Origin of the sequence: Acinetobacter shaoyimingii (assembly GCF_011578045.1) — a bacterium.
GTDB classification, from domain to species: domain Bacteria; phylum Pseudomonadota; class Gammaproteobacteria; order Pseudomonadales; family Moraxellaceae; genus Acinetobacter; species Acinetobacter shaoyimingii.
In genome coordinates, this window is sequence record NZ_CP049801.1 from 3,533,439 (window position 1) to 3,555,847 (window position 22,409).

Consider the following 22,409-nt stretch of genomic DNA (forward strand, 5'->3'; position numbering starts at 1 on the left):
TGAATAGAAGAGATAGATAACGACTATGAGTATGGAACTCGAACCATTATTACAACCCATCTCTGAAGATGAAATTTGTGGAGTTGACTTGTCATTCTCTAATGAATTTCATGAGATCAAAAAAGCCCGAACGGAAGATGATCCGTTATTAGATCTTGGGGATTGGGTTGCTGAGCCAAAACAGGCAGATTGGGGCTTTGTTGCAAGTAAATCAGCAACTTTATTGAAGGATAAAACTAAAGATATTCGTCTTTTGACGTGGATTAGTGAAGCTTGGGGAAATTTGTACGGCTTTGAAGGGATTGCTCGGGGTTTAGAGCTTTCTTGTCGTATGCTGGATCAATATTGGTTAAAAATACATCCTGAAATCGAAGATGATGATTTAGATCAACGTCTTGGATTATTACAAGGTTTAGCCAATCAAGTTCCCACTTTAATCAAAAAAGTACCATTGTTAAATGTACAACCTTTTTACTCGATCTTCGATTATGAAAAGATTTTGCATCAACAAAATGTTCGTTTAAAAAATGCTGAAGATTCAACCAGTAATATTTCGACAGAAATGGAAGAATTTGATCAAGCATTATTTAATACTTCAAAGAGTTTTCAATTTCAAAACTATCAGCATTTTATTGAAATATTGGAACATTGGGATGTTTTGAAGCAGGTATTGGATCAGCTTATGGAACTTGAAGCACCGAGTTTCGCTGCCATAGATTCACAGCTAGACAGCATCAATAAAACCTTGCGCAAAATATATAAAGCGGATGCTTTTGACTCCGCTAATGCAGCATCTTCAACATCCTCTGTAAGTTCAACACCTGTAGAAAATGCGAACTCTAAAACTCAACCTGAAATTTCACAAAATTTGGCAACTACAATGAATAATCAAAGCCAACAATCATTTCAGCCACAGCCTCAGAGTCATTTGCAAAACCGTGAACAAGCCATGAAAGTACTTCAAGAAATTGCAGATTATTTTCAAGCAAATGAACCACATAGCCCTGTGAGCTATATGTTGCAAAAAACAATCAAATGGAGCCATATGCCATTACATGAATGGTTGGCTCAAGTGATTAAAAACGATAATCCTTTGGAATCTGTTCAAGAGCTCTTGGGCGTTCAAACTTCTTCTAACGAATCAAACGACTGGTAATTATTCATGTTTAAAGCGGAAAAAATACTTTGGGGTGAAGGTTTATTTTTAAGGCCGCAACACTTTCAAATACAAGATACGTATCACGAACAGCGTTTAAATCACACCATTCGTTCGACGATTCCATTTTCTTATGGTGTGGAAAGTCTTAAATTTGATGAAACTCAATTGGGTACACACGTGCTTGCCCTTGAGCACGTCAACATGATGTGGCAAGACGGGGAAATTTATGCCGCACCATCTCGCGATTTGTTACCTGAACCTGTACAACTCGATGATTTAAATCTACGTGGTGAAATGACCATTTATTTGGCACTTCCTATTTTACAGCCCAATAAGAAAAATGTGGCTTATGAGCAAGCAACCCAGCCCAGCCGTTATCATTCGTATCTAACTGAAACACATGACTTATTTACAGATGCGACGCCTGCTGAGATTACACTATTGCGTCGTCGTGCGGAAATTAAATTAATCGAATCAGAGATTGATCCAAACCATGATTTAGATGGCTTTCTTTATTTACCTATTGGAAAAATAAAACGCCATAGCTCTGGTTCATTTGAGCTCGATCATCGCTTTATTCCACCCATTTTAAATATTGAATCCTGTGATTCTTTAATGAGTAATCTAAAAAGAACACTGAATGTGATTAAGGCAAAAATCAAAACCATTCAAACCAATAACCGTGAAAATGAACAGAAATTGATTGAGTTCCGTTCAGGAGATATTGTGTCGTTTTGGTTAGTAAATGCCTTAAATACAGCACATGCAACTCTTGGGCATTTGCTACAAAATCCTCAGATTCATCCTGAGCGCCTGTATTTTGAATTATTACGTCTAACAGGTTCATTGCTTACATTTTCCACCGCCTATGAAGTGGATCAACTACCACGGTATAACCATCACAATTTGCAAGAAAGCTTTTCTCAGCTCGATATTATTTTACGAGATCTACTCGATACGATCATTTCTAGCCGTTACATTAATATTGCATTGAAAGAAATTCGTCCTTCTTACTGGGTTGGTGGTCTTGAGTCAGACAAAATTACCCGTGAATCTCGTTTATATATTGCGATTTCAAGCAGCATTATGCCAACTCATGAGTTGATTCAAATCGTTCCGCTACGTTTCAAAGTCGGTACAACTGTCGATGTTGAGCAGCGTGTGGTATCCGCTTTACCTGCTATTCCAATACATCATTTGATGCAAGTTCCAACGGCAATTCCAGTTCGTTCAGGTGTGAGTTATTTTGAAATAGAACCCCATCACGAGTTATATCAACGCATGCTAGATTCGGAAACGATTTGTATTTATGTTCCATCAGGTTTCCAAGATATTACGATTGAACTTATCGCAGTGATGAATGCATAAAGGAGAACATGATGAATTTACCAAATGGCGCTCCTTCCCTATTTGATGATGGTCAAATTGGTACAGGATCGAAAACACAAACTTCAGGCATTTCATCCCAAGCATCGACTTTGGTTGATTTACTGCATGATGGTTTTTACATCGTATTCCTGATTCGAAACCAATATGTTCCTGAAAATGTCGATCAATTTCGTGAAAAAATTTTGGATCAACTCAATCGTTTTGAACAACAAGCGAAAAAATTACAATTCTCCGCAGATGATATTCATGATGCAAAATATGCGTACTGTGCATTATTAGATGAGACCATTGTTACTCAACAAGATCCTAGCTATTTTCACTTACAAAACTCATGGTTAATTAGCCCATTACAGTTGAGCTTATTTGGTTCCCAACTTGCAGGCTATCGTTTTTTTGACACTTTAGAGCATATTCGAAGTCGTGGCAAAGAAAGACTTGCGGCATTGGAAGTCTTTCATTATTGCTTATTACTTGGTTTCCAAGGTAAATATCGACTTGAATCTGTTGAAAGTCTGAACCATTTGGTAGCTCGTGTAGGCGATGAAATTGATTTCTTAAAAGGTAAAAAGACGGCTTTTTCACCTTTTGCAGCATTACCAGATCAAATTAAAAATATTATTCATCGAGAGCTACCATTTACTTGGATTTTATTATTCTTATTGTTATTTGCTGTACTCGCATTCTCAGGACTGCGATACATGTTGAGCCAGCAGGACAAAGCTGCTTTATCCAAATATCAGAATGTGATTAGTGCTCCTGCAGAACAAGCGCATATCACCATTCACCTACCATAAAGAATAAAAACATGGCACAAGAAAAGCAAAAAGTAATTCGTGTTTTACAGCCGAATAAAAAACCTCAAAAGCCAAAATCGAAAGTGTTTATCGGTATTTCAGCACTGGTCATCGGTGTACTTGTCATATCAGGGTTACTTTTTGCATTTTTGAACAAAAATCCAGATCAAATCATTCCACAAGAAGTGAATCAAAATATAAATGCTGAAGATAAGGAACTCCTTGCCCAAAATCAGCATAAACCAGCTGCTGAAAAGTCTGAAATTTCTAAGCACATAGATTCTGAAGAACAAGAAAATAAACCTGATGAAGACATTCATCATCCGCAGCCAAAATTAAATGAAATCACCAATATTTTTAAACATAAACAACCGACTCAAGTTGCTGTTGTAGAGAAAAAGCCCGAGTCAAGCAATCCATTTGATCACATTACCAGTGAGCAAAAGCCCAATGCGACCCAAATTGTAGATCCAAATAAAAATCCACTCATTAAAGTTGCACCAGCTAAATCCACACCAGTAGCAAAAGCAAGTACCATAAATACAACTGATGCAAAATTGCAGCAGGCTGCTATATCAGCAACAAGTACTCCAGCAGCGCAAAAAAAGCTTGAAACAAAAGACTCAAAAATTGAAGAACCGGGTCCAGAAGCAAGTGTAAAAATTCAAGTCACTAAATCAGTAAAAGAGACTAGTGTAGCTAAAGAAACCACCACACCTAAAGAGCCAGAAATCGTCAAAGAAAAAACTCAAGAAAAAGAATAATTTATTGTGATCGCATTTCTAATCATAAGTTTCATCATCATGGTGCCGATTCTAGCATTGATGATGTCTTATGAACTACGTGAAAAATGTTCTAATTTTTATAAAAATTTACTGCCTAAGAGTAAAGAAAAACTCATATCTGCACGAAAGTTTGCTTATGAAGTCAATCAAGCCGCTTCAATCGATCAAACACAATCACATTGGCATTTACAACAATGGTGGATTCTATTTGCTGGCATCCTATTGTTAAGTAGTATTTTATTCTTTGCATATAGCTTACATGTTGCGCCAACAAGAGTTGAAGCAAATTATTTAAGAGCAAATGACCCTCAAATTTATAATTTGTTAAACGGAGATCTGCTCTCTCCACCACCTCCTGTTGAGGAGTCTCTAGTACAAGCCGCAATTTTAGCTGAAATAGATCAAGATCCTACTATACCAAGTCAACCAGTCAATACGGTGTTTGATGGACAAGAAGCAGATCAAAAAAGCCATGCATTTGAAACCAATTTAATTGATAGAAAATGGGACAAGATGCATCCAAGTTATAAACAACGCTTACTCATGGTATTTAAAATCATGAAAGAACGCCATGGCTATGAAATGGTCCTTCTTGAAGGTTACCGAAGCCCTGAACGCCAAACACGCTTATCAGGCAATACAGCAACAACCTTGGCAAAAGCTTTTCAAAGTTATCACCAATTTGGTTTAGCAGCTGATGTCGCTTTTAAACGAAATGGCAAAGTCGTGATTTCAGAACGTGACCCGTGGGCAATGCGTGGCTATCAACTCTATGGTGAAACGGCTGAATCTGTTGGCTTAACGTGGGGTGGACGTTGGACACGTATTCATGACTATGGTCATACGGAATTCCGTATGCCAGGATTGCGAAAAAATAGAGAATCTGCTGAAAGATTAATTGCAGAAGCACAAAACCAAGGCTTAATGGCCAATAATATTCATTAATCATATCACTACCAATTCTTACAAAAGTGTCAGGCTTGGCTTAGCCAGTTCATGCAAAATAAAGTCATATCCAATTATTTTAATATTCTATTATTTTTAGCGTATTAAGAGAAGAGACTATGCAATTAAAAAACCAAAATATAAATGATTTTACTCAGCTTTTTTTAGCAAATCCCAACCAAAATTCATATCAAGAGCTCAGCGAGTATATTCGAAACAATAGGCAACAAATACTCAAACAATTACATGAATACGGTATTTTAATTTTTCGAGGATTTAAAATTGAAAATAAAGATAATTTTCAGAAAATTGTCGAAAATGATTTAGGGTTTTCTCCATGGAATGCATTTAATCCAAATTTACCAGGCTTTATTGCAAGTTGGATCAGAAAATATAGTGAAAATCTACTGGGTGCAGGTGATTACAGACGTTACTTAGGCCGTAATACGGTCCAATTAGGTCCTGTAGAAAACTCAGTACAAGGTCCACATGTTGAAGGAGGCATTAGATCAGAACGTTCACGTTATATTGCGTTGTTCTGCCAAGAACCTTCTCATTATTTAGCTGAAACAGGATTTAATAATTTAGAAAAAGTATGGCGCAGTTTTCCTCATCATTTAAAAGATAAATATTTACATGCTTGGAATCACTTTTATTATTTATCTGGAAGAAAAGTGAATATTTTTGATAAAGTTCTATTGAAAAAAAGCCCTTTTCAAATTGATGTTCTTCCAAATAAACGTGCCAAATTAACACTTAGTCCATCACCATTGGTGGTTATTCACCCAGAAACACAACAGCAGGTGATTCAGCCCTGGGCTTTTGCACATAATACCAATCCATATGTCTATAAAGCAGCCCAAAAGAGCTTTGCTGATCGAGGAAATATTGAAATTGATTCGACTGCAGACGGTATGCAACTTAATTGGGAAATTTTTAATGCTAATGGAAAATCCATTGAATGGACAGATACTGAAAAACAAGAATTTTTTGATGCTATGTATAAAGATGCCTTGCTTCTAGAATGGGAAAAAGGTGATTTTGCATTGGTCGATAACATTAAAATCGCACATTGGCGTATGAATGGTGAGCAAGGAAACAGGAAATTGATTCAAATACAAGCCAACTCCTTTGACGCAAACAAATATGCTGTAGGCTGAAAGCTTCATTCTTTATTTGCACATATAGAATAAATTTTCAGCAATAACTTTTCCCACGCATAAAAAAATCCCCCTCTGCTATTTGCGGAGGGGGATTTCGAATAATGAGCTGGCGATGACTTACTCTCACATGGCAAACGCCACACTACCATCAGCGCGAAGAGGTTTCACTTCTGAGTTCGGGAAGGGATCAGGTGGTTCACTCTTGCTATTGTCGCCAGCACAACTGTTTATGGATACTCGCTTAGTCTTACCTTTATGCTAAGTGTTTTTCCAAATGAGTGATTAACAGAGATACTTGAGTTTGTTTAATTCGTTCAGTTTAGCGGTTTATTTAACTAAATCAAGTTTGATCAGTTTGATTTCGAATCAATCGAGCTTTATACAACAACTGTTTGGGTGTTGTATAGTCAAGCCTCACGAGTAATTAGTATTGGTCAGCTTCACATATCACTATGCTTCCACATCCAACCTATCAACGTTGTAGTCTTCAACGGCTCTTTAGAGGACATATAGTCCTTGGGAAATCTTATCTTGAGGTAGGCTTCCCGCTTAGATGCTTTCAGCGGTTATCCCTTCCGAACATAGCTACCCGGCGATGCGACTGGCGTCACAACCGGTACACCAGAGGTTCGTCCACTCTGGTCCTCTCGTACTAGGAGCAGATCCTCTCAAATTTCCAACGCCCACGGTAGATAGGGACCGAACTGTCTCACGACGTTCTAAACCCAGCTCGCGTACCTCTTTAAATGGCGAACAGCCATACCCTTGGGACCTGCTTCAGCCCCAGGATGAGATGAGCCGACATCGAGGTGCCAAACACCGCCGTCGATATGAACTCTTGGGCGGTATCAGCCTGTTATCCCCAGAGTACCTTTTATCCGTTGAGCGATGGCCCTTCCATACAGAACCACCGGATCACTAAGACCTACTTTCGTACCTGCTCGACTTGTGGGTCTCGCAGTTAAGCGCGCTTTTGCCTTTATACTCTACGCGTGATTTCCGACCACGCTGAGCGCACCTTCGTACTCCTCCGTTACTCTTTAGGAGGAGACCGCCCCAGTCAAACTACCCACCAGACATGGTCCTCGCTCCAGATTATGGAGCAGAGTTAGAACCTCAATATTACCAGGGTGGTATTTCAAGATTGGCTCCATCGCAACTAGCGTCGCGACTTCAAAGCCTCCCACCTATCCTACACAAGTAAGATCAAAGTTCAATGTCAAGCTGCAGTAAAGGTTCACGGGGTCTTTCCGTCTAGCCGCGGGTACACCGCATCTTCACGGCGAATTCGATTTCACTGAGTCTCTGCTGGAGACAGCGCCCCCATCATTATGCCATTCGTGCAGGTCGGAACTTACCCGACAAGGAATTTCGCTACCTTAGGACCGTTATAGTTACGGCCGCCGTTTACTGGGGCTTCGATCAAGAGCTTCGCTTACGCTAACCCCATCAATTAACCTTCCAGCACCGGGCAGGCATCACACCCTATACGTCCACTTTCGTGTTTGCAGAGTGCTATGTTTTTAATAAACAGTTGCAGGGGCCTGGTTTCTGTGGCTGTCAATAGCTCATCCCGCAAGGGGAATCACCGTCGACAGCGTACCTTCTCCCGAAGTTACGGTACCATTTTGCCTAGTTCCTTCAGCAGAGTTCTCTCAAGCGCTTTGGTCTACTCGACCTGACCACCTGTGTCGGTTTCGGGTACGATTCCTGTGTAACTGAAGCTTAGAGACTTTTCCTGGAAGTATGGTATCAGCCACTTCGCTAATAAATTAGCTTGCTATCAGTTCTCAGCATAGAGTACCCCGGATTTGCCTAAGATACATGCCTACAACCTTTCACCTGGACAACCATCGCCAGGCTGACTTAACCTTCTCCGTCCTCTCATCGCATTACACAGAAGTATTGGAATATTAACCAATTTCCCATCGACTACGCCTTTCGGCCTCGCCTTAGGGGTCGACTCACCCAGCCCCGATTAACGTTGGACTGGAACCCTTGGTCTTTCAGCGAACGAGTTTTTCACTCGTTTTGTCGTTACTCACGTCAGCATTCGCACTTCTGATACCTCCAGCAGACTTCTCAATCCACCTTCATCGGCTTACAGAACGCTCCCCTACCACTTGCAATAAATTGCAAATCCGCAGCTTCGGCACATAGTTTTAGCCCCGTTACATCTTCCGCGCAGGCCGACTCGACTAGTGAGCTATTACGCTTTCTTTAAAGGGTGGCTGCTTCTAAGCCAACCTCCTAGCTGTCTATGCCTTCCCACATCGTTTCCCACTTAACTATGATTTTGGGGCCTTAGCTGGCGGTCTGGATTGTTTTCCTCTTGACTACGGACGTTAGCACCCGCAGTCTGTCTCCCGGATAGTACTCATTGGTATTCGGAGTTTGCATCGGTTTGGTAAGTCGGGATGACCCCCTAGCCGAAACAGTGCTCTACCCCCAATGGTATTCGTCCGAGGCGCTACCTAAATAGCTTTCGGGGAGAACCAGCTATCACCAGGCTTGATTAGCCTTTCACCCCTATCCACAAGTCATCCCCTGGCTTTTCAACGACAGTGGGTTCGGTCCTCCAGTTAGTGTTACCCAACCTTCAACCTGCTCATGGATAGATCGCCTGGTTTCGGGTCTACACCCAGCAACTAAACGCCCTATTAAGACTCGATTTCTCTACGGCTCCCCTATGCGGTTAACCTTGCTACTGAATGTAAGTCGCTGACCCATTATACAAAAGGTACGCAGTCACCGAACAAGTCGGCTCCCACTGCTTGTATGCATGCGGTTTCAGGATCTATTTCACTCCCCTCACAGGGGTTCTTTTCGCCTTTCCCTCACGGTACTGGTTCACTATCGGTCAGTCAGGAGTATTTAGCCTTGGAGGATGGTCCCCCCATATTCAGACAAGGTTTCACGTGCCTCGCCCTACTCGACATCATCATATCAGCCCTTTCGTGTACAGGACTATCACCTACTATGGTCGCACTTCCCAGAGCGTTCCACTAAAGCTGATATGACTTAATGGGCTTTTCCCCTTTCGCTCGCCGCTACTGAGGGAATCTCAATTGATTTCTTTTCCTAAGGGTACTGAGATGTTTCACTTCCCCTCGTTCGCCTCGTATGACTATGTATTCATCATACGATACCGACCTTATGATCGGTGGGTTTCCCCATTCAGAAATCTTCGGATCACAGGATATTTGCCGCCTCCCCGAAGCTTATCGCAGGCTATTACGTCTTTCATCGCCTCTGACTGCCAAGGCATCCACCACATGCACTTAATTACTTGACTATACAACCCCAAACAGTCGTTCATCCCTACAAGCAGGATAAGCAACAGATCAACCAATTTCTTAGTCAATCATACAGTTGGCGTCTGTGCACTTAAGCACTATACAGCTTCAATTAGATTCATATACCAAAACGCTTGATTCAGTTAATTTCGCTAGTTCTCATTCAATCACTTCAACTCCATAACTTGCGTTACTTCGTTTCCGCTTTTGTATGAGTTTGAACAAATTATTTCAACTCAAATATATTCTGTTAATGATTCACCACGTCTTCGTCAGATCGTGGTCAACTGTGATAAATCACAGAAGTTAACAAGACGCGCATATTACGCTAACTTCTTATTAAATTCTATAATCTACGACTTCGTTCGATTAAAGCCTGCGCAAAGCAGTACTTATATGATCAAACACTACGCGCAGCGTAGCTGCTTGTCTTGCGTTTCGACAAAGCGTTGCTTTGTTATTTCGAAACTCTGGTGGAGACTAGGAGAGTCGAACTCCTGACCTCCTGCGTGCAAAGCAGGCGCTCTACCAACTAAGCTAAGTCCCCAGCTTATCATCTATAGATTCGATATATCTTTACGCTCTGTTCGCCTCAGTACTTTCATACTGCGTTAGTCAGAATGGTGGGTCTGACAAGACTTGAACTTGTGACCCCACGCTTATCAAGCGTGTGCTCTAACCAACTGAGCTACAGACCCTCAGATACATCTTCATGAAGAACAACTTGTTGTGGATTCTTACCAATCGTCAATCTTTCGTTAAGGAGGTGATCCAGCCGCAGGTTCCCCTACGGCTACCTTGTTACGACTTCACCCCAGTCATCGGCCACACCGTGGTAAGCGTCCTCCTTACGGTTAGACTACCTACTTCTGGTGCAACAAACTCCCATGGTGTGACGGGCGGTGTGTACAAGGCCCGGGAACGTATTCACCGCGGCATTCTGATCCGCGATTACTAGCGATTCCGACTTCATGGAGTCGAGTTGCAGACTCCAATCCGGACTACGATCGGCTTTTTGAGATTAGCATCCTATCGCTAGGTAGCAACCCTTTGTACCGACCATTGTAGCACGTGTGTAGCCCTGGTCGTAAGGGCCATGATGACTTGACGTCGTCCCCGCCTTCCTCCAGTTTGTCACTGGCAGTATCCTTAAAGTTCCCGGCTTAACCCGCTGGCAAATAAGGAAAAGGGTTGCGCTCGTTGCGGGACTTAACCCAACATCTCACGACACGAGCTGACGACAGCCATGCAGCACCTGTATGTAAGCTCCCGAAGGCACCAATCCATCTCTGGAAAGTTCTTACTATGTCAAGACCAGGTAAGGTTCTTCGCGTTGCATCGAATTAAACCACATGCTCCACCGCTTGTGCGGGCCCCCGTCAATTCATTTGAGTTTTAGTCTTGCGACCGTACTCCCCAGGCGGTCTACTTATCGCGTTAGCTGCGCCACTAAAGCCTCAAAGGCCCCAACGGCTAGTAGACATCGTTTACGGCATGGACTACCAGGGTATCTAATCCTGTTTGCTCCCCATGCTTTCGTACCTCAGTGTCAGTATTAGGCCAGATGGCTGCCTTCGCCATCGGTATTCCTCCAGATCTCTACGCATTTCACCGCTACACCTGGAATTCTACCATCCTCTCCCATACTCTAGCCAACCAGTATCGAATGCAATTCCCAAGTTAAGCTCGGGGATTTCACATTTGACTTAATTGGCCACCTACGCACGCTTTACGCCCAGTAAATCCGATTAACGCTCGCACCCTCTGTATTACCGCGGCTGCTGGCACAGAGTTAGCCGGTGCTTATTCTGCGAGTAACGTCCACTATCTCAGAGTATTAATCCAAGTAGCCTCCTCCTCGCTTAAAGTGCTTTACAACCAAAAGGCCTTCTTCACACACGCGGCATGGCTGGATCAGGGTTCCCCCCATTGTCCAATATTCCCCACTGCTGCCTCCCGTAGGAGTCTGGGCCGTGTCTCAGTCCCAGTGTGGCGGATCATCCTCTCAGACCCGCTACAGATCGTCGCCTTGGTAGGCCTTTACCCCACCAACTAGCTAATCCGACTTAGGCTCATCTATTAGCGCAAGGTCCGAAGATCCCCTGCTTTCCCCCGTAGGGCGTATGCGGTATTAGCATCCCTTTCGAGATGTTGTCCCCCACTAATAGGCAGATTCCTAAGTATTACTCACCCGTCCGCCGCTAGGTTAGGTAGCAAGCTACCTTCCCCCGCTCGACTTGCATGTGTTAAGCCTGCCGCCAGCGTTCAATCTGAGCCATGATCAAACTCTTCAGTTTAATACTTCGTAGCGCCTTAAAGGGCGCCAATCTTGGCTCATCAATTTTCTGACATTAATTTCTCAAATAAACTTCGAGTAATTTCTACCATCAATCAATGAAAATAATTTCGATCAATCAACCAGTAAAAATCCACACAAGTTGTTCTTCATAATCTCTTAATGATCTTCTTAACACTTCGTCAGTATTAAGAGCTGGACTTCGATAAACTCAAACAACTCAGCACTTCGTGCTTCGTTCGTTTCCGTCTATCTCGTCGGTATGGGGTGCATTCTAGAGGATTTCTAAATCATTGCAAGCGCTTTTAACTCACTGTTTTACTGTGTGTTCTATTTTTATGCACCAATATGATTCATATTTATTCAAAAGTGTGCATAAGCATATAATTTAAAAGCAGAAATCTTTTTTTAAAATTTCTGCATTATTTTTAAAGGATTATTTGGTCTTTGTTGGTTTAATCGTCACACTTAAAATTTTGATTGGTTTTTTGGGAACATTTTGATGCCCACCATAGCTTCCAGTGCTTACTTTCGCAATCTGATCAACGATATTCATCCCGTTTGTGACTTTACCAAACACTGCATAACCATCATTACCAGCAGATTTGTTCAAAAAGTCATTATTTGTAAGATTAATAAAGAATTGACTGCTTGCTGAATGAGGATCACTGGTTCTTGCCATTGCTAATGTCCCTCTATCGTTCTTCAGACCATTAGAGGCTTCATTACGAATAGGAGGATTAGTTTTCTTTTCTACTAAGTTTTCATCCATGCCCCCACCCTGAATCATAAATCCTGGGATTACTCGGTGAAAAATAGTGCCATTGTAAAAATTGGTTTTAACGTAGTTCTTAAAATTCTTTACTGAGACTGGTGCTTGTTCATCAAACAATTCAATGTCTATTTTCCCGTTTGATGTAAGAATTTGCATATTGGTGTTTGCCAAGATATTTGTACTCGCAATTGCTATGACTAAGCCAAAGGCTACTTTATTTAACATATAGCTGCTCTAATGATGGGTGATGTTGTTTTCATTATAGTGAGTTGAAGCTGAATTTTAATATAGCGTTTTATTAACTGTATATCTCAGTATGAATGGGTTTCTAAAGCGTGATTATGCATTTTTCACTATCATTTTTTAATGTGTACTTTCTAGCTATAGCTTTATAGGGTCTATGATATTGTTCAGCAATCAAAGTTTCTTAGCGATTTAACAATTCTAGACATACATGTTTTCTGAAAATAAAATGAAAGTTGGTTAAAAAAGTTCCACGTGAAACCAACCTTCATTTTGAGTGATCGCAATAATATAAGAAAAGATACGAATATCTTTCTATACATAGATAGCACTTAAGATGCCTTGTCCCAGAATTTTCTGAAATCTTTGCTCATCTCAATCACAATTTTTTTCGCTTTTCTAGAAACTAATGTCAGATTAATAAAACCGTGCGTTTGATCTTCATAATCACGATAAAGCATTTTATTGCCAGCCTGACGCAATTGATTGGCATAGATCTTACCTTCATCATGTAAAACATCATGCCCTGCTGTGACTACAAAAGCTGGAGCAAGCTTTTTGAAGTTTGCATATATTGGTGAAATGATTGGATCATCCAAAGCAACTTTATGTTCTGTAGCATAATACTCTGTCACATAGTCAATATCTGTTTCGGTTAACACCAAACCATTTTTATATGCAAAGAATGAAGGATGACGACTTTTAAAATCAACTGCAGGGTAAATTAAAAACTGTGCTTGAGGTGCATAACTGGTATTCGCTGTGCGTTGAGCCACTACAGCACTGATATTACCGCCTGCACTATCCCCTGCTACAGCAATTCTATTTTTTAAAATTTTAAATTGGCGACGGTTCTGATACACCCAAGCCAATGCATCTTCACACGATTGGATGACGTGTTTTGGACCATATTCTGGCGCTAAAGGATAATCAATACTGAGCACTTGAACTTTGGCATTCACTGCAAATAATCGACAAAATTCATCATGTGTATTGATACTACCCACAACAAATCCCCCACCATGATAGAACACCACCATCGGTAATTTTTTATTGGGCGCTGGATGATAATGTCGGGCAAAGACACTACCACTTTGTAAAGGCAAACGAATATCTTCTACAAAATGAATAGGAGTTGATTTATGAGTAATCGATTGGATTTGTTCTTCAAACAAACGTCGTGATAGCTCTACATTTCCACCAATAAATCCTGATTTTCCTTGCTTGAGTTGCGCAGCCATCAATGCTTTTGTAAAACTATCTAATTCAGGGTATTGATGAGGATAACCTAATAATTTAGCCAATGATTCTTGGACGATGCTTGGCATACGGTCTAATGCACGACCTGCAGTACCTTGTCCATTTTCTAATAATTGTTGAAGCTTTTTATTTAAATCAACCATGGTATGGCCTTCCATTCTTCATAATTGCTACATGATTATTCATTTAATGACTATATTCTTATAAAAGTCTATTAATCAATATACACATCCAAAACCTATAACACGCTAATCTCACTCTATTGGTCTTGTCATTGACTGTTTATCACTAAATCAGACCTTTTTTGCAATTTCCAAGGATTAAATTATAAGAGGATTAAAGATGTCTATAAAACTATTCGCTGTTTTAGCAACAACCGCTGTGGTCAGTGTTGGCTGTATCGCATTGCCAGAAGAAGGATCATATAACTCTAATGATCGCTATTACGATCGTGATCGCGACCATCGTCACGATGACCGTGATGTAAAACAAAATCGTTGGGATAAAGAAATCCAACGTCGACATGAAGAAGCACTCAGAGACCGACCTGCATATCAAAATAGTCGTGATAGAGAAATTGAGCGTAGACACAACGAAGCGCTCAATAACAGATAATAAACATCTAAACGCAATTTTTTAAATCATAAAAAAGACAGTAGCGGCATCTTGCTACTGTCTTTTTTATTTATGGACAGTGGTCAATTGCCCCACTGCTATACATCTAAATCATTTCAATTGCTTTAGTAGCTAAAAGCAGCAAGCGAAAATCGTCTTTTTTATTGCTTTATTGCGCAGGCGCTTGTGAAGATTCTGGCACATCTAATGGAGATGCTTGAACAGGCGCTTGCTGAATAGATGAATCACTTTGCGCTGCTGGGCTACTTTGAATACTTTGATCAGTCGATGCTGATGGAGCAGTCGCATCAGGAGACTGTGTTGTTTGAGCAGATTCTGGTGATTGAGTAGAGGTACATCCCACAATTGCGAAAGTAACGCCAGCAAAAACCAAAGACACTAGACCTAAATTTTTCATAAAAAATATTCCTTTGTATTTAACAACACGAAATCTAATATTTGAGTTCGTGTGCCTATCATTCCTAATTTTTTTATTTAATGCGTTGAGTCTTAGTAAGAGTTTTAAATGGATAAAGTTGCAGTTCTGAAATTTTTGTAAAATGAATCGAACGGATAGATTAAGCTTTTTAAAATTCGAGTAAATACATATTTTTTAAATACTTTATGGATATAATTTCGATATAAATTAATCTTTTTTTAAAATGATTTTTTAGATACTCAATAACATTATTAATATTTAGAACCAATACACTTACATTGTAATTAAAACATTTAGACAAAAAAAAGCTCATCCAAGAAGATAGGATGAGCTATGAAAAAGCATATTAAAAATAAATAGAAACTACAGCGTTAGTATCTGGTTAAATATAATACAGATGTTATACAAATATATAAAAGACTTTATATCTATTATTCTAGAGATTTTACATATAAATCAAATAATTATTACTATTTAAAATATATTGTGACACGAATCACACTTTATAAATAGTCTTTATCATGTCATTTTATTGATTTGACCTCATTTAAGTTAAATCTAAAAAGCCCTTAAATGAAATTCACATTAATTCTTGAATAAATTTGTTTTTGGCTTGAATTTTTTCGAATAGCCCACATGTCTTGAATATTAATGAATTATATACTCATGGCAGTTCAGAATTAACGCCTTTGGTTTTATGCCTGATGCCGATAAAGGACTGTACATGTTTAAAAACCCATTCAAACGGAGATCTTCCATGGCAAATGAGCAAAACGATCAAAATCAAGACCTTCAACAAGAAGCTGTAGAGCAGCAAGAAGAAGCTGTTCAAGCTGAAAATGAAACAGAAGTTACTGTTGAAGACTTACAAGCTCAAATTGCAACTTTGTCTGAAAGCCTTAAATACGAAAAAGCTGTTGCTGCAAATGCAAAATACGAAGCGGAAAAAACTAAAGAACGTTTAGAACGTGAAGCAGACACTGCGAAAAAATTTGCTTTAGAAAAATTTGCGAAAGAATTATTGGATTCTGTCGACAATCTTGAACGTGCATTACAAGCTGCAGGTGAAGAGAAAACCCCTCTTTCTGAAGGTGTTGAATTGACATTGAAGTCACTACTAAACACTTTAGAAAAATTTGGTGTCGTGGCTGTTGATACTGAAAACGGTTTCAATGCAGATTTACACCAAGCCGTTGGTATTTCACCAGACGTAAAAGCGGGTGAAATTGGTGTGGTTTTACAAAAAGGGTATACCTTAGCTGGTCGTTTACTTCGCCCTGCCATGGTTATGGTTGGTCAATAAGGCAATAGATTCGAGAGTTTCTGAAATTTTTTTAAATTTTTTACTTGAAAAAAAATCATTGGCTCTCATATCGGATAACAAGCACAAACAATTGCAAAAATATTTTTGAGGAAACATCCAAATGGCGAAAATCATTGGTATTGACTTAGGTACAACAAACTCATGTGTTGCTGTACTTGAAGGCGACAAAGTTAAAGTAATCGACAACGCAGAAGGCGCGCGTACAACTCCATCTATTATTGCGTATAAAGATGGTGAAATTCTTGTAGGTCAATCTGCTAAACGTCAAGCAGTGACTAACCCTAAAAATACATTATTCGCGATCAAACGTTTGATTGGTCGTAAGTACCAAGACCAAGCGGTTCAAAAAGACATCGGTCTTGTACCATACAAAATCATCAAAGCTGACAATGGCGATGCTTGGGTTGATGTAAACGATAAAAAACTTGCTCCACAACAAATCTCTGCTGAAATCTTGAAAAAGATGAAGAAAACAGCTGAAGATTACTTAGGCGAAACAGTAACTGAAGCGGTTATTACTGTTCCTGCGTACTTCAACGATGCTCAGCGTCAAGCGACTAAAGATGCAGGTAAAATTGCTGGTTTAGAAGTTAAACGTATCATCAACGAACCTACAGCAGCGGCTTTAGCGTTCGGTATGGACAAGAAAGAAGGCGACCGTAAAGTAGCTGTATACGACTTGGGTGGTGGTACTTTTGACGTATCAATCATCGAAATCGCAGATCTTGATGGCGACCAACAAATCGAAGTATTGTCTACAAACGGTGATACATTCCTTGGTGGTGAAGACTTCGATAACGCTTTAATTGAATACTTGGTGGAAGAATTCAAGAAGGAACAAAGTGTTAACTTGAAACAAGATCCACTTGCATTACAACGTTTGAAAGAAGCTGCTGAAAAAGCAAAAATTGAGCTTTCTTCTTCGAATGCAACTGAAATCAACCTTCCATACATTACAGCAGATGCGACTGGTCCTAAGCACTTAGTGATCAACGTGACTCGCTCTAAACTTGAAGGTTTGGTTGCTGATTTAGTTGCTCGTACAATTGAGCCTTGCCGTATTGCGCTTAAAGATGCTGGTCTTTCAACAAGCGACATCTCTGACGTAATTTTGGTTGGTGGTCAGTCTCGTATGCCACTTGTACAACAAAAAGTACAAGAATTCTTCGGTCGTGAGCCACGTAAAGACGTGAACCCAGACGAAGCTGTGGCAATGGGTGCTGCGATTCAAGGTGCTGTACTTTCAGGTGACAAAACTGACGTACTTCTTCTTGACGTAACGCCACTTACGCTTGGTATTGAAACAATGGGCGGTGTGTTAACAGCAATCATTGAGAAAAACACCACGATTCCTGCGAAGAAATCTCAAGTGTTCTCAACTGCTGCGGACAACCAACCTGCTGTAGACATTTCGGTTTACCAAGGTGAACGTAAAATGGCTCAACAAAACAAATTGTTGGGTAACTTCCAATTAGGCGATATCCCACCTGCTCCACGTGGTGTGCCACAAATTGAAGTATCGTTCGACATCAACGCTGATGGTATCTTGAAAGTCTCTGCGAAAGACAAGAGCACTGGTAAAGAGCAATCAATTCAAATTAAAGCAAACTCAGGTTTGAGCGATGCTGAAATTGAAGCGATGATTAAAGATGCTGAAGCGAATGCTGAAGAAGATCGTAAGTTTGAAGAATTAGCGAAAGCACGTAACGAAGCTGATGCTCTCGTTGCTTCTGCTCAAAAAGCAGTGAAAGATCTTGGCGAACAAGTGACTGCTGATGAAAAAACTGCGATTGAAACTGCAGTTTCTGAACTTGAAGCTTCTACGAAAGAAAATGACGTAGATGCGATTAAAGCGAAAACTGAAGCGCTTCAAAACATCATCATGCCAATTAGCCAACGTGCTTATGAAGCGGCTCAAGGCGCTCAAGGTGGTGCTGAAGGTTTTGATCCTAACGCATTCCAAGGCGGTGAAGGTCAATCTCAAAAAGCAGACGATGGCGTTGTAGATGCTGAGTTCACTGAAGTTAAAGATGACAAAAAATAATTTGTCGCTTTAAATAAAAAAACCGCGCGAAAGCGCGGTTTTTTAATGCGTATATAATCAGAAGACAATAAAAATAAGGATGCTCTATGTTAATTTCTGAAGTTGTAAAAATAACTGGTCTATCAATTCATACCCTGCGTTATTATGAAAAGGAAGGTTTACTTAAAAATATTTATCGTAATCAATCAGGACGACGTGAATATGATCAACGTGATTTAGACTGGTTAATTTGGATAAAACGCCTTAAATCTACTGGAATGCCTCTGAATCAAATTAAAAAATTTTCTTCCTTAAGACAACAAGGTAATCAAACATTAAATTTGCGACAGCAAATGTTAATAGAACATTCTGAAGTTTTGAAGCAAGAAATACAGCGAATGAATGATGAATTAAATATCGTAAATTACAAAATTGAATTTTATGAGAAAAAAAAGCTTGAGCTAGAGTGAACTCTACTTGATAGCATTTTATTGACTGATCTAATGAGGAATATAAAATGCTAAAATCTGGCTTTTACATCACAGCTGAATTAAAGATTACTAATTCAAATAAAATTTCCGAAACCGTACAATGTTTAAAAAAATTATGCGAACAAACTGTCTTAGAGTCAGGATGTACGCTCTTTCAGCTACATCAGTGTTTAAATGACCCCACTCGGTTATTACTTTGGGAAAGATATAATACTGAAGCAGATTACAACTATCATTTCGAACAAGGTTATACAAAAGCGTACCTAAGCCTAAATCTAACCGAAGTCATTCAATGCTTTAAATCGAATATTATTTCTAATGATTAATAAGTTGTAATTTTAGAAATTTTAATAATCATGAATCAACCGATCTTTCACTTTGCAAAAAGTTAAAGATCGAATTCACCCAAATAAACAGAATAAAGCATCGCTCTTGGGTAAAACGATCCAAAATTGCGCCATGCAAAATGGCATTACGATCATTATTCATGGGGTAAGTGCTGTCAATTTTATAAGCATCCAGTTTTACGAAATATGGATCCATATGCTTGGCAATTAAAAGTTTTTCTTTCATGCCTTTAATGACTTTATACGGCGTAATTTTTGTATGCTGAATATAAGGTCCCATGTAAATGTCTTCATTTTTTGACTTAATCAACATTTTCTTTTCAAATAAATAATCCGTCAAAATCCCTTCAAGTTGAGCATATAACAGCGTCAAACACCCTGCGTAAAATCCTAATTCATACAGTTGAAAAGCTTCTTTCAGCACCGCTTCCCTTTGACTAAAATTTTCTCCTAACTGAATGTTGCTAAACTGAGAAAAAAATAAGTCTTTAAAATAGGCGGTCTTGATAACATCAAAAATATGAACATCATCTGGATGCTGTTCATTTTCATAAATGAGCTGAATCAGACAGGCTAAAGAGATAGTTTCATGGGCATGCGAAAAATTTTCATTGTTCTTTAAATCATGGAAAAGTTTGGTCAGGTAAGGTTCAAACTTCTGTAATTTCTCAATCCGCTCAATAAAATGCGTAAATTTTTCTGGATCAATATTTTTTAAAAGATCTTGAATTTCTGTCGCAATAGGCAAAATCACTTGGCTGAGTTTATGACCAATAACATAGACACCTAATGCAATTTTTTGGATGCCTTTATAAAATTCTGATTGATTATTAGGTTCTTTTTTTTGGAAACTTTTCATCATTCTCGACCGAATGGCTGGCTATGCAGAATATATTGATTATAAGCCTCTACTCCAAATGAGATATTTGATTTTTGCAAATCTTGAGAACTATAAAAAAGCCCAATTTACATTGGGCTTTTCAAGCGTTCTTTCAACATTTAGCTTTGCAATTAATCTTCAAATGAACTTTCTAATTCCTCAAGCTCCATCATCAGTTCAAGCATTTTTTCCTCTGCTTGTTCTAACTTAACTTTAAGCTCTGTTTGTTCATTCATCAATTTCAGCAAATCATCTTTACGCGCAGCCTCATACAGCGCTGTATCTGCCAAAGCTTCTTCAATCTGCACTAAACGAGGTTGAATCTTAGCTATTTCAGCTTCTAATTTTTCAATATTCTTACGTACAGGACGGCTCAATTCACGACGGCGTGCTGCTTCTTTACGCTGCGCTTCTTTATCGCCTTTTGAAGCAACAGGCTTGTCAACCACTTGCGATTTCACAGGAGCAGCAGGCTTTTGACCATTTTTCATCATCTCGACACGGGCTTGACGTAACCAGTCTGCATAAGCAACCAAATCACCTTCAAACTCACGACTCACACCACCATGCACCAAAATAAGTTCATCGCAGACACTTGCCACCAATTGACGTTCATGTGATACAAGAACCACTGCCCCTTCATAATCTTGCAGTGCCATGGTCAATGCATGACGCATATCTAAATCTAAATGGTTAGTTGGCTCATCCAGAATCAACACATTTGGACGTTGCCATACGATTAAAGCCAAAGCCAATCGAGCACGTTCACCACCAGAGAAGCTTTCACTTGGCGTATCCATTCGTTCACCAGAGAAGCCAAAACTGCCTAAGAATGAACGTAAACTTGCTTCACTGATTTTCTTATCTGCAATACGTGCTAACTGCAACATTGGACTAGCATTACCATCCAAAGCATCCATTTGATGCTGTGCAAAGTAACCGATATTGAGCAATTCAGAATCTTTACGCTGACCTTTTAAAAGCTTTAGATCACCCACTAACGATTTAATCAGTGTCGATTTACCTGCACCATTCATCCCCAATAAACCAATACGGCTGGTCGGTGTGATTTGTAAATTCACATTGGTGACAATCAACTTATCACCATAACCAATATCAGCATGTTCAAGCTGAAGTAATGGTGAACTCATTTTGGTCGGTTCACGGAAACTAAAGGTAAACGGCGTATCGACATGTGCAGCAGACAATTCCTGCATACGTTCAAGCTGTTTAATACGGCTTTGTGCTTGTTTGGCTTTGGTTGCTTGTGCTTTAAAACGGTCAATATATTTTTGCAAATGTGCACGTGTTTCTAATTGTTTTTCATAAGCCTGTTGTTGCTGTGCTAAACGTTCACTACGAGTGCGCTCAAAAGTAGAATAGTTGCCTGTATATAAGGTTAACTCACGATTTTCGATATGAAGAATATGATCGGTAATGGCATCTAAGAAATCACGGTCATGTGAAATCAAAATGAGTGTACCTTCGTAGGCTTTTAACCAATCTTCTAACCACAAAATTGCATCTAAGTCTAAGTGGTTGGTGGGTTCGTCAAGGAGGAGTAAATCTGAACGGCTCATCAGGGTACGTGCCAAGTTCAGACGCATACGCCAACCACCTGAGAAGCTTGAAACACTCAGTTCAGATTGATGCTCAAAGAAGCCCAAGCCCGCCATGAGCTGTGATGCTTTTGAAGCGGCTGAATAGCCATTAATTTCATCAAAACGACCATACAAATGTGCCAATTCATCATTGGACAATTGATCAGGATGATCCAGTTTATGCTGAATATCCCAATACTCTTCATCACCAGATAAAACAAAATCAATGGCTTTCATATCGAGGGCTTTGATTTCCTGCGCCATATGCGCAACCGTCCAAACCGCAGGACGTGTCAGTGAACCACCATCCGATTCCATGCCACCTAACAGCGCAGAAAATAGGGTTGATTTACCCGCACCATTGACCCCTGTTAGACCAATTTTCCAGCCTGGATGCAATTGCATAGATGCTTTTTCAAATAAAATACGTCCACTGCGTCGAATCGTAAGTTGGTCTAACTGAATCATGAATAATTAACTATTGAGACTTGGATGGCGCATTTTAAAGGATAAATACGATCAGAACCAAAAATTATCAAATTTATTAAAAAATAGTCATTTTTGGAAAAATAGAAATAAAAAAA

Annotated in this window: 16 protein-coding genes, 2 tRNA genes and 3 rRNA genes; 11 read left to right on the forward strand and 10 right to left on the reverse strand. The window is 39.7% G+C overall.

Annotated elements, in window-relative coordinates:
• Window positions 1–25: 25 nt before the first annotated feature.
• The 6 genes from tssA (at window position 26) to G8E00_RS16140 (ending at window position 6,232) form a co-directional block, all read left to right on the forward strand.
• Window positions 26–1,156: a type VI secretion system protein TssA gene (tssA, locus tag G8E00_RS16115; RefSeq protein WP_166012537.1), complete on the forward strand. Its 1,131-nt coding sequence runs from the start codon at window positions 26–28 to the stop codon at window positions 1,154–1,156.
• A 6-nt stretch (window positions 1,157–1,162) separates the two neighbouring features.
• Complete coding sequence (gene tssK, locus G8E00_RS16120) at window positions 1,163–2,527, forward strand: type VI secretion system baseplate subunit TssK (RefSeq protein WP_166012538.1); 1,365 nt, start codon at window positions 1,163–1,165, stop codon at window positions 2,525–2,527.
• An 11-nt stretch (window positions 2,528–2,538) separates the two neighbouring features.
• Entirely contained in the window at window positions 2,539–3,342 is an 804-nt protein-coding gene (gene icmH, locus G8E00_RS16125) for a type IVB secretion system protein IcmH/DotU (RefSeq protein ID WP_166012539.1), read from the forward strand.
• Window positions 3,343–3,353: 11 nt separating this feature from the next.
• Window positions 3,354–4,106 carry a hypothetical protein gene (locus G8E00_RS16130; protein WP_166012540.1) on the forward strand — a complete coding sequence of 251 codons (753 nt, stop codon included), beginning with the start codon at window positions 3,354–3,356 and terminating at the stop codon, window positions 4,104–4,106.
• A gap of 6 nt (window positions 4,107–4,112) precedes the next feature.
• Complete coding sequence (locus G8E00_RS16135) at window positions 4,113–5,072, forward strand: M15 family metallopeptidase (RefSeq protein ID WP_166012541.1); 960 nt, start codon at window positions 4,113–4,115, stop codon at window positions 5,070–5,072.
• A 119-nt stretch (window positions 5,073–5,191) separates the two neighbouring features.
• Window positions 5,192–6,232 (forward strand): TauD/TfdA family dioxygenase, encoded by a 1,041-nt coding sequence (locus G8E00_RS16140; RefSeq protein ID WP_166226294.1) that lies wholly within the window; start codon window positions 5,192–5,194, stop codon window positions 6,230–6,232.
• 107 nt (window positions 6,233–6,339) lie between these two features.
• Here the strand turns inward: G8E00_RS16140 and rrf are convergent.
• The 7 genes from rrf to G8E00_RS16175 form a co-directional block, all read right to left on the reverse strand.
• Window positions 6,340–6,454: ribosomal RNA gene (rrf, locus tag G8E00_RS16145) — 5S ribosomal RNA — on the reverse strand.
• A 184-nt stretch (window positions 6,455–6,638) separates the two neighbouring features.
• A 23S ribosomal RNA gene (locus G8E00_RS16150) occupies window positions 6,639–9,530 on the reverse strand.
• A 472-nt stretch (window positions 9,531–10,002) separates the two neighbouring features.
• A tRNA-Ala gene (locus tag G8E00_RS16155) sits at window positions 10,003–10,078 on the reverse strand.
• 74 nt (window positions 10,079–10,152) lie between these two features.
• Window positions 10,153–10,229, reverse strand: a tRNA-Ile gene (locus G8E00_RS16160).
• A gap of 61 nt (window positions 10,230–10,290) precedes the next feature.
• Window positions 10,291–11,828 (reverse strand): 16S ribosomal RNA (locus tag G8E00_RS16165).
• The 16S, 23S and 5S rRNA genes sit together here with 2 tRNA genes alongside, the layout of an rRNA operon.
• 435 nt (window positions 11,829–12,263) lie before the next feature.
• Complete coding sequence (locus G8E00_RS16170) at window positions 12,264–12,827, reverse strand: peptidylprolyl isomerase (protein WP_166012797.1); 564 nt, start codon at window positions 12,825–12,827, stop codon at window positions 12,264–12,266.
• 350 nt (window positions 12,828–13,177) lie between these two features.
• Entirely contained in the window at window positions 13,178–14,248 is a 1,071-nt protein-coding gene (locus tag G8E00_RS16175; RefSeq protein WP_166226297.1) for an alpha/beta hydrolase, read from the reverse strand.
• A gap of 199 nt (window positions 14,249–14,447) precedes the next feature.
• Here G8E00_RS16175 and G8E00_RS16180 point away from each other — a divergent pair, with 199 nt between their 5' ends.
• Entirely contained in the window at window positions 14,448–14,720 is a 273-nt protein-coding gene (locus G8E00_RS16180) for a hypothetical protein (protein WP_166012799.1), read from the forward strand.
• Between the two features lie 169 nt (window positions 14,721–14,889).
• Here G8E00_RS16180 and G8E00_RS16185 read toward each other — a convergent pair whose 3' ends face one another.
• Complete coding sequence (locus G8E00_RS16185) at window positions 14,890–15,138, reverse strand: hypothetical protein (protein WP_166012800.1); 249 nt, start codon at window positions 15,136–15,138, stop codon at window positions 14,890–14,892.
• A 778-nt stretch (window positions 15,139–15,916) separates the two neighbouring features.
• Between G8E00_RS16185 and grpE the strand changes: the two genes are divergently transcribed.
• The 4 genes from grpE to G8E00_RS16205 all read left to right on the forward strand — a co-directional run bounded on the left by grpE (window position 15,917) and on the right by G8E00_RS16205 (window position 19,323).
• Window positions 15,917–16,462 carry a nucleotide exchange factor GrpE gene (gene grpE, locus G8E00_RS16190; protein WP_166012801.1) on the forward strand — a complete coding sequence of 182 codons (546 nt, stop codon included), beginning with the start codon at window positions 15,917–15,919 and terminating at the stop codon, window positions 16,460–16,462.
• A 121-nt stretch (window positions 16,463–16,583) separates the two neighbouring features.
• A complete protein-coding gene (gene dnaK, locus G8E00_RS16195) occupies window positions 16,584–18,527 on the forward strand; it encodes a molecular chaperone DnaK (protein WP_166226300.1) in 1,944 nt (647 codons plus the stop codon).
• Between the two features lie 86 nt (window positions 18,528–18,613).
• Window positions 18,614–18,976 carry a MerR family transcriptional regulator gene (locus tag G8E00_RS16200; protein WP_166012803.1) on the forward strand — a complete coding sequence of 121 codons (363 nt, stop codon included), beginning with the start codon at window positions 18,614–18,616 and terminating at the stop codon, window positions 18,974–18,976.
• Between the two features lie 47 nt (window positions 18,977–19,023).
• Window positions 19,024–19,323, forward strand: coding sequence for a putative quinol monooxygenase (locus G8E00_RS16205; protein ID WP_166226303.1), 300 nt, complete (start codon window positions 19,024–19,026; stop codon window positions 19,321–19,323).
• A gap of 28 nt (window positions 19,324–19,351) precedes the next feature.
• Here G8E00_RS16205 and G8E00_RS16210 read toward each other — a convergent pair whose 3' ends face one another.
• On the reverse strand, window positions 19,352–20,203 hold the full coding sequence (locus G8E00_RS16210) for a hypothetical protein (RefSeq protein ID WP_166226305.1): 852 nt from the start codon (window positions 20,201–20,203) through the stop codon (window positions 19,352–19,354).
• 152 nt (window positions 20,204–20,355) lie between these two features.
• Window positions 20,356–22,293 (reverse strand): ATP-binding cassette domain-containing protein, encoded by a 1,938-nt coding sequence (locus G8E00_RS16215; protein ID WP_166226308.1) that lies wholly within the window; start codon window positions 22,291–22,293, stop codon window positions 20,356–20,358.
• Window positions 22,294–22,409: the final 116 nt, after the last annotated feature.